General features: G+C 62.5%; 13 protein-coding genes. 8 read left to right on the top strand and 5 right to left on the bottom strand.

All coding sequences use genetic code 11. The annotated features are described in order from the left end of the window. Positions 1 to 76: 76 nt before the first annotated feature. The 8 genes from QFZ88_RS20875 to QFZ88_RS20840 all read left to right on the top strand — a co-directional run bounded on the left by QFZ88_RS20875 (position 77) and on the right by QFZ88_RS20840 (position 8371). On the top strand, positions 77 to 796 hold the full coding sequence (locus QFZ88_RS20875) for a transglutaminase-like cysteine peptidase (RefSeq protein WP_024927551.1): 720 nt from the start codon (positions 77 to 79) through the stop codon (positions 794 to 796). A gap of 373 nt (positions 797 to 1169) precedes the next feature. After that, entirely contained in the window at positions 1170 to 2738 is a 1569-nt protein-coding gene (locus tag QFZ88_RS20870; protein WP_024926478.1) for a phytoene desaturase family protein, read from the top strand. A gap of 61 nt (positions 2739 to 2799) precedes the next feature. Continuing rightward, a complete protein-coding gene (locus tag QFZ88_RS20865; RefSeq protein WP_024926477.1) occupies positions 2800 to 3201 on the top strand; it encodes a RidA family protein in 402 nt (133 codons plus the stop codon). Positions 3202 to 3257: 56 nt separating this feature from the next. Continuing rightward, positions 3258 to 4793 (top strand): ABC transporter substrate-binding protein, encoded by a 1536-nt coding sequence (locus QFZ88_RS20860; RefSeq protein ID WP_024926476.1) that lies wholly within the window; start codon positions 3258 to 3260, stop codon positions 4791 to 4793. 52 nt (positions 4794 to 4845) lie between these two features. Then, entirely contained in the window at positions 4846 to 5856 is a 1011-nt protein-coding gene (locus QFZ88_RS20855; protein ID WP_373426393.1) for an ABC transporter permease, read from the top strand. Next, positions 5849 to 6700 (top strand): ABC transporter permease, encoded by an 852-nt coding sequence (locus QFZ88_RS20850; RefSeq protein WP_024926474.1) that lies wholly within the window; start codon positions 5849 to 5851, stop codon positions 6698 to 6700. The genes QFZ88_RS20855 and QFZ88_RS20850 overlap by 8 nt, the downstream gene beginning before the upstream one ends. After that, positions 6697 to 7587 (top strand): ABC transporter ATP-binding protein, encoded by an 891-nt coding sequence (locus QFZ88_RS20845; protein WP_024926473.1) that lies wholly within the window; start codon positions 6697 to 6699, stop codon positions 7585 to 7587. The genes QFZ88_RS20850 and QFZ88_RS20845 overlap by 4 nt, the downstream gene beginning before the upstream one ends. Then, positions 7580 to 8371, top strand: coding sequence for an ATP-binding cassette domain-containing protein (locus QFZ88_RS20840; protein WP_024926472.1), 792 nt, complete (start codon positions 7580 to 7582; stop codon positions 8369 to 8371). The genes QFZ88_RS20845 and QFZ88_RS20840 overlap by 8 nt, the downstream gene beginning before the upstream one ends. Positions 8372 to 8413: 42 nt before the next feature. Here QFZ88_RS20840 and QFZ88_RS20835 read toward each other — a convergent pair whose 3' ends face one another. From QFZ88_RS20835 to mgtA, 5 genes are all read right to left on the bottom strand, one after another. Further along, the gene (locus QFZ88_RS20835) at positions 8414 to 9055 is read right to left on the bottom strand and encodes a response regulator transcription factor (protein ID WP_024926471.1); all 642 of its coding nucleotides are present in this window, start codon (positions 9053 to 9055) and stop codon (positions 8414 to 8416) included. Then, positions 9052 to 10122, bottom strand: coding sequence for a sensor histidine kinase (locus QFZ88_RS20830; RefSeq protein WP_204367424.1), 1071 nt, complete (start codon positions 10120 to 10122; stop codon positions 9052 to 9054). The genes QFZ88_RS20835 and QFZ88_RS20830 overlap by 4 nt, the downstream gene beginning before the upstream one ends. 109 nt (positions 10123 to 10231) lie before the next feature. After that, positions 10232 to 10948: an MgtC/SapB family protein gene (locus QFZ88_RS20825; RefSeq protein ID WP_024926469.1), complete on the bottom strand. Its 717-nt coding sequence runs from the start codon at positions 10946 to 10948 to the stop codon at positions 10232 to 10234. Positions 10949 to 11041: 93 nt separating this feature from the next. Next, entirely contained in the window at positions 11042 to 11368 is a 327-nt protein-coding gene (locus QFZ88_RS20820) for a hypothetical protein (protein ID WP_024926468.1), read from the bottom strand. Between the two features lie 172 nt (positions 11369 to 11540). Beyond that, positions 11541 to 14255: a magnesium-translocating P-type ATPase gene (gene mgtA, locus QFZ88_RS20815; protein ID WP_024926467.1), complete on the bottom strand. Its 2715-nt coding sequence runs from the start codon at positions 14253 to 14255 to the stop codon at positions 11541 to 11543. Positions 14256 to 14345: the final 90 nt, after the last annotated feature.

The raw sequence follows: 14345 nt of genomic DNA, 5'->3' as shown, positions 1-14345 counted from the left end.
ACATTTAGTTGACCCGGGCCGCCATCATCGCGTTAGCTAAGGCTGACAATGGTGTCGTTGCGTGGCGGTGACGGTGATGTTGCGTGGGTTTGTGGTTGGCGCCTTTTTGGCGCTGCTTGGCGGAGTTACGTCAACGAGCGCCGGGCCTGTCGGATCGCAAGGCGGCAAGGACGCCTATATTCTATCCTTCGATCGATACGTGAAAGACTTCCAGACGGCGTCGGCCCGCAGCATGGTCGTCGGCTCTGCGAGCTTCGCCGCCACCGGCGGCAAAACCAGTGTTCCCTATGGCTGGATGGATTTCTGCGGGCGGCGACCGGAAGAGTGCAAGGTTCCGTCCCTGCCGGCGAAGAGCCTGAAGCTGACGCGCGAAACCTGGAACGAGCTCGATCGCATCAACCGGCAGGTGAACGGATTTATCGTCCCAGAGGGCAATCTCGAACATTGGGGCACGCGACTGGATCACTGGGATTACCCCGTCGACGGCAAGGGCGATTGCAAGATCTACGCGCTCTTCAAGCGCAAGCTGCTTCTCGACGCTGGATTTCCGCGCCAGGCGCTGCTGATGACGATCGTGCACGACCTGAACGGAGAAGGTCACACCATTCTCACGGTAAAGACGGACCGGGGCGAATTCGTTCTCGACAACCTCGCCGACGTCGTGCGGCCGTGGGATGCGACGGGCTATTATTTCGTCAAGCGCCAGTCGCAGCAGAACCCGAACATCTGGCTGTCGATCAACCTGCGTGGCAATGCGGCCGTGGCCGCCGAGAAACACCGCCAGTTGACGAACTGATCGGGCTCCCCTTCAAGCCTCGTACGCCGCTTCCTGCGGCCGTAGGACGTCACCGCGACTACCTCTCACGGCCAGCAGGCCGATAACTCGCGGCCAAATCGGGCCGGCAAAGGTCGCCCCAATATCACCTTGCTTGCGGGCAGTAGCGAACGGTTTTCCCCGGCGAACGGCACCTCCTTGTTAAAACGGATCTCCTTCTTCGGGGAGATCCGCCGAGAACCGATGGCCAAGCTCGGTCGCTTTCGCCAGACCACGCCTTTCCGGATCTTGTCGGCCACCCGCCCGGCAATCCCGGTCCACCGGTTTTTCCCGAAAATCAGGCTGGACGAGATTACTTGCATATGCAAATATTGTTTTAAGGGTGAACTAATTCATGACCAAATATGACGCCATTCTCATTGGCGCGGGGCACAACGCACTTGCCTGTGCCGCTCATCTCGCCAAGCGCGGCTGGAAGGTTGGTCTGTTCGAAGCAGCCGATCTCCCGGGAGGCGCAGTCAAGACGCTCGAACTGACCGAGCCTGGCTTTCGCCATGACCTCGCGGCGATGAACCTCAGCCTGTTCGCGGGCTCGGCCTTCAACCGGACCTATGGCGCGGAACTGACCCGGCTGGGACTGGAATTCGCCCCTGTGCAGGATTGTTTCGCCTCGGTCTTTCCCGATGGCCGCTGGCTCGGCGTCTCCACCGACCCTGCCGCTACCACGGCGCGTATCCGGGCCTTTTCGACGCGCGACGCCGAGACCTGGGAAGGTCTGATCAAGGCGTTTCCGGCACGCGCCGAGCGACTGTTCTCCATTCTCGGCGCGCCCATGAAAAAGCGTGCACTTGCACGTATCCTGTTCACGCTGCTGCGACGGGACGGACTTTCGGGCACGCTCGATCTGGGGCGCTTCCTGCTGTCCTCCCCACGAGCCTGGTTGGACGAGACTTTCGAGAGTTCCGAGGTCAAGGCGTTGCTGGGCGCCTGGGGCATGCATCTGGATTTTGCTCCCGATATCGCCGGCGGCGCCGTCTTCCCCTACCTCGAAGGCATGGCCAACCAGAACTTCGGCATGGTGCTGGGCAAGGGCGGAGCGGACACCATCGTCAAGGCGCTCGCCGCCATGGTCGAGACGCATGGCGGCACCATCGAATGCAACGCCCGCGTCGAGCAATTGGTGGTCGAAGGCGGCCGCGCCGTCGGCGTGGTCCTGGCTGACGGGCGCCGCATCGAGGCCAGCCGCGCCGTCGTCGCAACCATTTCGCCGCGCGCCCTGGCCGGGCTGCTGCCACAAGGGTCCGGCAATGCCCGTTTCGATCGCAAAGTGCGTGAATTCCGGCATGCACCCGGCACGATGATGATCCACCTAGCGGTGGACTCGCTGCCGGACTGGGCGGACCCGGCGCTACAACGTTTCGCCTATGTGCATGTCGCACCTTCGCTCGACGTGATGGCGCGAGCCTATCAGGAAGCGCAGGCCGGGCTTCTACCCGCGGAGCCGGTGGTCGTGGTTGGGCAGCCGACGGCGATCGACCCCAGCCGCGCACCGGACGGAAAACACGTTCTGTGGCTGCAGACGCGCGTCGTGCCGGCCGAGATCAAGGGCGATGCCGCGGGCATCATCACGGACCGCGACTGGGAAACGGTGCGGGAAGCCTACGCCGACCGGGCGATCTCGATCATCGAGCGCTATGCACCTGGGCTCTCGGCAAAGATTATCAAACGTACAGTCATGAGCCCGCTGGATCTCGAACGCGGCAATGCCAATCTGGTCGGCGGCGACCAGATCTGCGGTAGCCATCATCTCGCGCAGAATTTCCTTTTCCGCCCGGCTCCCGGCTTTGCCGACTGGAGCACGCCGGTGCGTAATTTCCACCTGGCGGGCGCGGCAACCTGGCCCGGCGCCGGCGTCGGCGCGGGTTCGGGTTTCCTTCTCGCCAAACAGCTGGCCGGCGGCTGACGGCGACTAGCAACAAAAAGGCCCGCTGTTTGAGGCGGGTTCAAGAGGCAGGAGGAACAATATGAAGCGCAAGGCAATCAACCCGGACAGCATGTATCAATCGCTGCCGTTCGGCTTCTCTCATGCCGTGGAGCAGAACAGCGGACGCACCCTGCATTTGGCCGGCCAAGTCGCCTGGAACAGCGCCGGCGAGCTCGTCGGCCCTGGCGATCTTGCCACGCAGGCACGCCAGGCGCTGGCCAATCTCAAGGCCGTGCTGGCGGAAGTGGGCGCCATGCCCGCCGATGTCGTTCGGCTGAGGACCTATGTCGTCAACCATACGCCCGACAAACTCGGCCCGATCACGGCCGAGATCGCAGCCTTCTTTGGCGACGCCGCGCCGGCAGCCAACACCTTGATTGGCGTCCAGACACTCGCAATGCCGGAATTTCTCATCGAGATCGAAGCCACCGCAGCACTCTAGTTGCGCGGCATCGACCGCCTCACGTCACAACGATCAAAACAATGGGGAACACAAACATGAACGGACATCCAAATCGACGCACCCTGCTTAAATTGGCCGGCGCTGGCGTAGCAGCGGCGAGCCTGACGCTGCCTGGCAAAGTGTTTGCCGCGGGCAAGGACGAACTGACCATCGCCTACAACGTCAACCTGCCCTCGTGGGACCCGACGGTCGGCCCATCGGCGGTGAACCCGACGATCCAGGGTTTCTACCAGTCCGTCTTCGACATGTTCATTCACCAGAAGCCGGATCTCAGCTTCGCGCCGGGCCTGATCACCGAATGGGGCTGGAACGAAGACCGCACGAAAATCTTCCTGACCGTGCGCGAAGGCGTCAAATGGCATGATGGCAGTCCCTTCACCGCTGAAGACGTCGCCTGGTCGCTGGAACGGGCCGGCAAAGCCGAAACGGGAAATCCGATCCAGTTCGTCTGGTCGACTGTCGGGAACTTCAAGGTCAATGGCAACCGGATCGAGGCCGATGTGCTGCGGTTCGACCCGACCATCTTCAAATGGATGTCGTTCCTGACCGGCTACGTGCTTCCCAAGGCCTATTATGAAAAGGTCGGCGCCGCCGGTTTCGAGCAGAAGCCGATCGGCACCGGCCCCTATATGGTCGAGCGCTATGAACGCAACGCCTTTGTGCGATTGAAGGCCAATCCCAACTACTGGAACGGCAAGCCGGACTTCGACACCGTCACCATCAAATTCGTCACCGACGCCGCCAGCCGCGTCGCCGAGATCGAATCCGGCAATTCCGACGTCACGCTGGAAATCCCTTACGAGGAGTATGACCGGCTGATTGCCGGCAAGCTCAAGGGCTCCTGCGAGACGGTGTCCGACATCGCTATGATCTTCATTTCCGATGTCGATCCGATGCTGGACAAGAATGTGCGCCTTGCCGCCATCCACGCCGTCGACAAGCAGCTTCTGATCGACCGCCTGCTGCGTGGCTACGGCGTGCCGCTGGCAACGCTCGATACGCCGGAATATGCGGCCTACGATGCCTCGATCAAGGTCACGCACGATGCCGAACTGGCCAAGAAATTGCTGGCCGCCTCCGGCTATTCGCCGGAAAAGCCGGTCAAGTTCAAGATCCAGACAACGCGCGGCTTCAAGCCGAAAGACTACGAGATGATCCAGGCGATCGTCGGCATGTGGCGCAAGGTCGGTATCGAGGCGGAGATCGAGGTTTACGAGATCGCCCAGCACTACGAGCTGCGGGCCGCCCACAAGCTGGCACCTGCCGCCTTCTATAATTGGGGCAACTCCGTCGGCGACCCGACCACCTCGACCGGCTTCGCCATGTTCAACAAGAGCCCGCACTCGGGCTGGCATGGCCAGGCGCTGAGCGATCGCATCGGACCGCTGTGGGGCGAGAAGGACGAGGCCAAGCGCATCCAGGGCTGGAAGGATGTCGACCGCTACATCGCCGAGGAAGGGCTGGTGCTGCCGCTTCTGCAATTCGCGCAGCCCATCGTCCACCGCGACGGCCTGGTGGTGACGCCGCACAAGTCCGGCGCGCTGCTGCCGCATCTCATCCGCCGCGCCTGAGCGTGGAACACTGCTGGCCGGGCTTCCGCGCGGCCAGCAGCACAATCCAATCATGATGCTCGTTCGCGTTACCCTCTCCCGGCTCTTGACCACGCTGATCACCCTGTTCGGCGTGGCGGTGATCGTTTTTGTCGTCATCCGCGTGGTGCCCGGCAACCCCATCGCCATGATGCTGCCGCCCGGCGCGTCCGAAGCCGATATCGACCGATTGAAGACACTCTACGGTCTCGACAAATCCATCATCGAGCAATTCGCCATATGGCTTGGTAACGTGCTGCATGGCGATTTCGGCACTTCGATCTCGACACGCCAGCCGGTGTTGTCGCTGGTGCTCGACCGGTTGCCGGCGACACTCGAACTGTCGCTCATGGCACTCGTTATCGCAGTGGTCATCGGAGGGACACTGGCGATCGTCGGCACGCGCCTGCGCGGCCGCAAGGCGGAGGTCGGCATCGATGTCGCCAACGGCATCGGCCTGTCCGTGCCCGACTTCCTGTGGGGGCTGGCGCTGATCCTGCTGTTCGGCGTGTTGTGGCCGATCTTCCAGATTTCGGGCCGAGTCTCGCCCAGACTGGAGCTGCCCTTTACCAGCCAATTCTACCTGTTCGAGAGCATCTTGCGTTTGCGCTTCGACATCACTGCGGACCTGCTCGGCCACATGTTCATGCCGGCACTGGCACTGGCGCTGCCGCTGGCGGCGATCATCTCGCAATTGCTCAAGCAATCGCTCAAGGAAACCGTCAATCTCGACTATTCCGTGCTTGCCCGCACCAAGGGTTACTCGGAAACAAAGGTGATCCTGTCGGAAGCCCTGCCGAACTCGATCCTGCCAACGCTAACACTGGTCGGCGTGCAATTCACCTTCCTCATCGGCGGCACCGTTATCATCGAGCGGCTGTTTTCCTATGAGGGATTGGGCAACATGGCGATCGACGCGGTCATCAACCGCGACCTGCCGCTGATCCAGGGCATCGTCATTCTGTTCGCCATTTTGTTCACCTTCATCAACCTCGCCGTGGACATGACATACGCTTTTCTGAACCCGAAGCTGCGCCATGCTTGACGGTCGCGGTTCGGTACGCCGGCGCACCGGCGCAAGGCTCTGGCTCTCCGGCACGTGGCTGACACTGTTCGTGCTTGCGGCCATATTCGCACCGCTGATCAGTCCACATGACCCGCTGGCGCAGGACCTGATGCTGGGTCGCCTGCCGCCGGCCTGGATGTCCGGTGCCGAGCCGGGCTTCTGGTTAGGCACCGACAGCCTTGGTCGCGATGTGCTGTCGCGCATCATCCATGGCGCGCGTGTTGCACTCATCGTCGCCCTGGTGGCCGGTACGGTCACCTGCCTGATCGGTTCCGCGCTCGGCCTCCTCGCCGGCTTCTATCGCGGCTGGGCCGATCGGGTGATCAGCCGGCTGGTCGACATCTGGATGGCATTTCCACCGGTTCTGTTCGCCATTCTCCTGATTGCCGTGCTGGGCACTGGCCTGACCTCGGTCATCCTCGCCATCGTCATCATCGACTGGACACGGTTCTGCCGGGTGGTGCGGGCCGAAACGCTGAACCAGTCGAAGATGGATTATGTGCACAGCGCCAAGGTGGCGGGCTTCACCAGGCTACGGACACTGGTCGCCGAGATCCTGCCCAACGTGCTGCCGACCATCGTGGCGCTGCTGACCCTGGAAATGGGCATCGCCGTCATCGTCGAAGCGATCCTGTCCTTCGTCAACCTGTCGATCTCCACCGACCAGCCGACCTGGGGTGGCATGATCGCCGAGGGCCGCACCAGTATCTACCAGGCGTGGTGGGTGCTGGTGTTCCCGCTGATCGCGCTGTTCCTGACGGTGCTTTCGTTCGCGCAACTCGGCGAAGGCCTGCGCGAGCGCTTCGACCCGGTGCTGCGATGAGCACTTTCCTGGAGATACGCGGACTTTCCGCCCGCCTGCGCGGCACCGAGCAACGACTGCTCCGCTCGGTCGACATCGCATTGCCCGCCGCGACCGTGCGCGGTCTGGTGGGCGAAAGCGGCGCCGGCAAGAGCATGATCGGCAAGGCGGTGCTTGGCATTTTGCCCAAGGCTGTCGAGATCATCGAGGGCGAGATTCTGCTGGATGGACAGGATCTGCAGAAGGTTTCTCCGGCCGAACGGCGGCGGCTGATCGGTGCCAAGGCGGCGCTGATCCCGCAGGACCCGTTGACGGCGCTCAACCCGGTCCGGCGCATCGGCCCGCAGATCACCGACCGACTGGTCGATATCCTTGGCTGGACCAGGGCAGATGCCACGAACCGCGCCTTGGAAATGCTGGCGGAAGTGCGGATTCCCGAGCCAGAGCGCACCATGCGCCTCTACCCGCACGAACTGTCGGGCGGCATGCGCCAGCGCATCCTGATCGCTTCCGCCTTTGCCGCCGAACCGAAGCTGATCATCGCCGACGAACCGACGACGGCGCTGGACGTGACCGTGCAGAAGCAGATTCTCAAGCTGATCGGCGAGTTGCAGGTGCGCCACGGCACGGCCCTGCTTTTCGTTACCCACGACCTCGGCGTCGTCGCCAAGACATGCGACACGCTTTCGGTGCTCTATGCCGGCAAGGTGGTGGAGGACACCACAACCGAGCGTTTCTTCGCCGCTCCGCAACACCCCTATTCTTCCGCATTGCTTGCGGCGACGCCTCGCCATACCGATCCCTCCTCGTCGCTGACACCGGTACCGCCCGGCGTGCTCGATGTGGTCGCTGCCGAAGTCGCGGCAAGCGACGCGACGTGGCGCTCGTCGAGGAGCGCCCATGCCTGACAATATCTTCGAGATTTCGGATCTTCGCGTCGATGTCGCCGACATGACACGCAAACCGCTGTTCGGTCCGGCACCCAGGCTGGAAATCCTGAAGGGGCTAACCTTCGACATTCCGCGCGGGGCGATCCTCGGCATTGTCGGCGGTTCGGGCTCCGGCAAGACGACGCTTGGGCGCACGCTGGTGCGGCTGGCCGAACCAAGCAGCGGCCAACTGCGGTTCGATGGACGCGACATCAGTCAATTGTCCGACGCCGAACTCAGGCCGATCAGGCCGCGCATCCAGATGATCTTCCAGGACCCGATGTCGTCGCTCAACCCACGACTGACGATCGGCCGCATCATTGCCGCGCCCCTGCGCGCGAAGGCCGGCGACAAGCGTGTCGCGGAGGCGCTTGAGCAGGTCGGACTGCCTGCCCATTTCGCCCGGCGCTACCCGCATGAACTGTCTGGCGGCCAGCGCCAGCGCGTCGGCATAGCGCGCGCCATCGCGATGCGGCCCGACTTCATCCTGGCCGACGAGATCGTGTCAGGCCTCGACGTGTCGTCGCAGGCGCAGGTGTTGATGCTGTTGGAAGAACTGGTGAAGGCTCTTGGGCTGACGCTCGCCTTCATCAGCCACGATCTCTCCGTCATCCGCCGCCTTTGCAGCCGGGTGATCGTGCTGAGCTCCGGTGAAATCGTCGAGGACGCGGCGACGACCGAACTGTTCGAGCGGCCCCAACACGCCTATACCCGCGAGCTGCTCGACGCCATCCCGACGCCCGATCCAACCACTCGATGGTAAGCCGGTCCCGTCAGGTCGCCATTCGTTTGGACCGGCACTGTTTCAACGCGCTGTTCCGTGGATTCGATCGAACAGCCTGACCAGTTCCGCGAGCGTCCTGACCCCCATCTTTCGCATCAGGTGACCGCGGCGCACCTTGACCGTGATTTCGCTGATGCCCAGATCAGCGGCGATCTGCTTGTTGAGAAGCCCCTCCACCACCTGTCGCGCCACGTCCTGTTCGCCCGGCGTAAGCGTCTCCCAGCGCTGGCGCAGCTCGGACGCAGCCGCCGCCTGCTGGCGCCGGCCGCGGTCGATCTCGATGCCGTGGTGAATGGCGTCGAGCAGGTCCTGATCGCGGAACGGCTTGGTCAGGAATTCGATCGCGCCGTCCTTCATGGCTTTGACACCCATGGCGATGTCGCCGTGGCCCGTGATCATCACGGTCGGAAGATGCATGCCCTGCTGCGCCATATGCCCAAGGAAATCCATGCCGCTCTGCCCCGGCATTCTGACATCAAGAACGAGGCATCCGGGCGCGTCGGCCAACTCTGAACCGAGGAACTCCTGCACCGAGGCGAAGGACCGGGTTCGCAGCGCGATCGACGCAAGAAGATCTTCCAGGGATTCGCGAACCGAGCGATCATCGTCGACGATGTAGACGATCGGCTGCGCTATCGCTGCGTCGGGCACTCTTGCGCTCATTCCGTTTCCTTCTTCGCGGCTGGCAGGCTGAACAGGAAAACCGCGCCACCGTCGTCATTGGCTTCAGCCCATATCCGTCCGCCATTCGCCTCGATGATCGTGCGACTAATGGTGAGGCCGAGACCGATGCCGTCCTTCTTGGTCGTCCAGAAAGCATCGAAGAGATGCTCGGCCTCCCCGGGGCGCAAGCCGATACCGCTGTCGGCCACCGAGAAACGGATCCTGTCGCGATTCTCGATCTCCGACGTGATCTCCAGCTCCTTGGCCCCGTTGGCCGAGACCGCGATCGCCTCGATCGCGTTGAGCACCAGATTGCCAACGACCTGCCCAACCTGCACCCGATCGGCGACCGCCATCGGCAGCCCCTGCTGCAGGTAAAGTCTTAGCCAGATGTCGTGACTGTCGATCTGGTCGTGCGCCAGCGCCACGATCTCGCGCACCAGATCGTTGAAATCGAAGTTGTCCTTCTGCGGTGCCTTGCCGCTGGCAATGCCGCGCACCCGCGCGATTACCGCGCTGGCGCGGTTTGCCTCCTCCACGATCCTATCCACTGCGCGCTGGGCGTTCTGGATGCTGGGCGGATCCTGGGCCAGCCAGCGCTTGCAGGCACCCGCGCTGGTCACGACCGCCGCCAGCGGCTGGTTCACCTCATGCGCGATCGAGGCGGTGAGCTCGCCAAGACTGGTGACGCGCGCCATGCGCAGCAGGCGCTCGCGGCTATCATGCGCGGCGGCCTCCGCCGTCACCAGCTTCAAGGACAGATAGGTGGTGACCCCGATCGCCACGATACTGATGCCGGTGTTGACGAGACCGACCTCATAGAGGCCGGAATGGGTGAGCGCGAAGCTCAGCAGCGTCAGGGCAACGCAGGTGCAGGCGAGCGCCACGACCGTGCGACGCGGCAGCATGCGGGTGGCGACCAGAATGACCGCCGTGTAGAAGACGGCGGCCGCGATCGCGTAGTCGGTCACCGTGTCGGCCACGAAGATGGCCGCCATCGCCACGAGCAACAGCACGATGACGAACAATTGGTCGTGACGGAACGGGATTTTCTGCCTGATCTTCATCGCGCTCATCATTGGCAAGCCGGCGCATTATACACAGCATCCATCCCTGGCCAGCGGCGTCTTTCATGCATTCACCACGATACACGAGCCCCGAAAAACCACCCTGTCCTCAATCCTTGGTGCTGCCGTCCCAAGTGGCGTTTGTGACACCGGCCTGCCGTTCGAGGAAGGTGGTGACGGCTTCGATCTCGTGCGGATCGACGGCGGTGGAAACGAGGGTCGCCACGATTTCGACCGTATCGTCGCCACGCTCGACGATCTCGACGTCGCTGACCGGATAGTTGGCCTGTTCAAGGCGCTCGACCAGAAGGTCCCGCATCTGAGGCATCGCCTCGTGGCTCGAGATGATGCTGACTTCGTAGGTCGCCTCCGTCGCGCGGTCATCGATCGGGATGCGGTTGATCATGTTGACGAGCGGCCTGAGCAGCGTGTTTCCGGCAAGAACGAATGCCGTGAGAAGCGTCGCTTCCGCGATCATGCTGGTTCCCGCGCAACAGCCGACGGCGGCCGAGCACCACAACGTTGCCGCGGTGTTGAGGCCACGCACATTCATGCCCTCTTTCATGATAACGCCGGCGCCGAGGAAGCCGATGCCAGAGACGACATAGGAGATGACCCGCACGGCCTCCGCCGATCCAGCCACCCTCAGTCCGAGGTCGACAAAGGCGGCGGCGCCAACCGCCACAAGAACATTGGTACGCAGTCCGGCCGTGCGCTGGCGATACTGGCGCTCGGCCCCAATCAGCGTGCCGAGCACAAAGGCGGCGACGAGCGCCACGACCGTGTCCAGAAAGGGGTAGAATTCAAATGTCTGCTGAAATTTCATGGAAGCAATCTCGATGGCTCAAGCAGCGCATACCGGGTCCGGTCTACGGAAAGATGACAGCCGGCGGCATATGCCCCGCGTGACCAGTTTCGATCACCAGTCCTTGCGCCGCAACAGCATGATCGCGATGCGGTGAAGGCGCGTCGACCAGCACATGAGACGCAACGATTGCCGACGCGTGAGGATGCCGTTTCTCGCAAGGCGGGCCGCGATCTTGAACAGCGTCGTGCCCGATGCGGCGAACGCCCAGCACAGCCCGCGGTTCAGTTCATCGTCAATGCGTCGAGCAAACTCGCTGCCAAGACCAAGCGGCTTCCGCCGTTCCAGATACCGTGTTGGCGTTCGATTGCCTCGCCTGCGCTTCGGGTTGCGGCGGGAATGGTCGGCAGCAAAGAGCAGCGCAAGAGCGTCGATGAACATGATTGACCTCCGTCCGGCGGCTGAGCTCAAGGGAAGCATCGGCAACGCCGTCAAATTCCAGGAATGAGTCCGGTGTTGCCGGCAGTCCGGTCTTGCCGGCAGTCCGGTCTTGCTAAAGCAGGTTCGGGCAGCCAAAGCCGCCCGAACCCCGTCATCTGCCGTAGCCTTGGTCTCAGAACCACTGTCCGAAACGACGGATGTAGATCGTCTTCATGGTCTGGGCCACGACGCAGTAGCTGAGCAGTGTGGCGACCAACCACGGGAAGTACTGCCAAGGCAGTGGCTGCAGCCCCACCATCGCGCCCAGAGGCGAAAACGGAATGTAGATGCCAAGCACGCAGACCAGCCCGGTCATCAGCATGACCGGAAGTGCGGCCGTGCTTTGAATGAACGGGATCCTCTGAGTACGCAGCATGTGGACCACCAGCGTCTGCGACAGAAGGCCTTCAATGAACCAACCCGACTGGAACAGCGACTGCAATTCCGGCTTGCTCGCGCCGAAGACGAACCACATCAGTGCGAAAGTCGTCATGTCGAAGATCGACGAGGTCGGCCCGATCCAGATCATGAAGCGCCCGATGTTCTTGGCGTCCCATTTGCGGGGCTTCTTCAGAAACTCCTTATCCATCCGGTCCCATGGCAGCGAGAGCTGCGAGATATCATACATCAGGTTCTGGATGAGCAGATGGATGGCCAACATCGGCAGGAACGGGATGAAGGCACTCGCCACCAGCACCGAGAACACATTGCCGAAGTTCGAACTGGCGGTCATGTTCAGGTACTTGATGATGTTGCCGAAGGTTTCGCGTCCCTTAACCACCCCCTCCTCCAGCACCATCAGGCTCTTCTCGAGCAGGATGATGTCGGCAGACTCCTTGGCGATGTCGGTACCGCTGTCGACAGAGATGCCGACGTCGGCGTCACGCAGTGCCGGCGCATCGTTGATACCGTCGCCGAGGAAGCCGACCGTATGGCCATTGGCCTGAAGCGCCTTCAACACACGCGACTTCTGCAACGGCGTCAGCTTGGCGAAAATCGTCCTTTCCTCGACTAGCCGCTGCAATGCCTGTTCGTCCATCGCTTCGATCTCGCGGCCAAGGACAGGCTGGCCGGGTTCCAAACCGACCTCGCGGCAGATCTTGGTGGTGACCACCTCATTGTCGCCGGTCAGCACCTTGATCGTCACGCCATGCTCGGCAAGTGCCGCGATCGCCGGCCCGGCGGTCTCCTTTGGTGGATCGAGGAAGGTGAGGAAGCCTTGAACGACAAGCTCCTTCTCATCGGAGATGCCATAACGGGCCTTGGAGTGGACGCCCGGAAACTCGCGCGTGGCGACGACCAGCACACGGAAACCATCCGCGTTGTAGGCACGCGCCATCGCCATAAGCCGGTTGCGTTCGGCGTCGTCCAGGTCCCGCGTCCCACCTCCCTTGGAAACCTTGGTGGAGATGGCCAGCATCTCTTCGACGGCCCCCTTGCAGACGAGCAGATGTTCGCCGGAGACGCCTTCGACGACGACGGAGAGGCGGCGGCGCACGAAATCGAATGGCAGTTCGTCGACCTTGCTGTAGGTCTGCGCCAAGTGGAAAGGCTTGGGCGCCTGTTCGGCGAAGCGCACCACAGCCTGATCCATCAGGTTCCTGACGCCGCTCTGGTGATGGCTGTTCAGCCAGGCCAGTTGCAGGACGGCGTCGTCACGAGCGCCGCGAACATCGACATGATGTTCAAGGATGATCTTGTCCTGGGTGAGCGTGCCCGTCTTGTCGGTGCACAGAACGTCCATGGCGCCAAAGTTCTGGATGGCGTTGAGACGTTTCACCACGACCTTGCGCCGTGCCATTGCGACCGCGCCCTTGGCCAGATTGGAGGAGACGATCATCGGCAGCATTTCCGGCGTCAGGCCGACCGCAACCGCCAGACCGAACAGAAGCGCCTCCACCCAATCGCCCTTCATCACGCCGTTGATCAGGAAGACGATCGGCACCATCACCAGCATGAAACGGATGAGCAGCCAGCTGACGCTGTTGATGCCGCGGTCGAACGAGGTTTGTGCCCGCGTGCCGACAATGGATTTCGCGAGCGACCCGAAATAGGTCCGCGCACCGGTGGCGACGACAATGGCGGTAGCCGTTCCGCTGACCACATTCGTACCCATGAAGCAGATGTTGGGCACATCCAGCATGTCCATCTGTTCGGTCGCGATACCGGCAGCGGACTTCTCGGCCACGGCGCCAAGCGTGTCGTATTTCTCGACGGGAATGGCTTCACCGGTGAGCGACGCCTGGCTGACAAACAGGTCGCGCGACTCGATCAGCCGTATATCGGCCGGGATCATGTCGCCGGCCGAAAGCCGCACGATATCCCCGGCGACAAGCTCGCGCATGGGAATCTCGATCGTTTCCGGCCTGGCTCCAGCAGATGCGCGGCGCAGCACCGTCGCCGTCGTGCGCACCATGGCTTTTAGAGCCTCGGCCGCTTTTCCGGACCGGTACTCCTGAACGAAACGCATCACCCCGCTGAGAAGAACCATGACCAGGATGATGGTGACCTTGGTCGGGTCGGCATCTTCGCCCGCCTGAAGGGGCAGCCAGATGTCAGTGAAGGCGCTGATGGCGGCGAGCACCATCAACACCATGATGAAGGGATTTTTGAAGGCGGCCAGGAATTGCACGAGGGCATGCGGGCGCTTGTCATGCGCCACCTCGTTCGGCCCATCCTTCGCCAGGCGTTCGATGGCGTCCATCACGACGAGGCCATCGCTGTGGCCCTTTACGTTCGACAGCGTCAGGTCGATGCTGTTCTGCGCCTCCCGAACCGCCCGCATCGACAGTTTTCGCTCGTCCTTCCGCACTGTGGCGGAAAGCGCTCCCTTCATCATCATGTTCATGGTCTTGATCCTCATGTCGTTTTGGAGGACGGCACGGACGCAATACGTCGTTCACCCGTCGAGCGGGCGTGCGACGTCATTCCGGGCCAC

The sequence above is a fragment of the Mesorhizobium sp. YL-MeA3-2017 genome, from assembly GCF_030814575.1.
Taxonomy (GTDB): Bacteria; Pseudomonadota; Alphaproteobacteria; order Rhizobiales; family Rhizobiaceae; genus Mesorhizobium; species Mesorhizobium terrae.
Note: the sequence above shows the minus strand (reverse complement) of the source record. Positions and strands in the feature narration are given on the sequence as shown.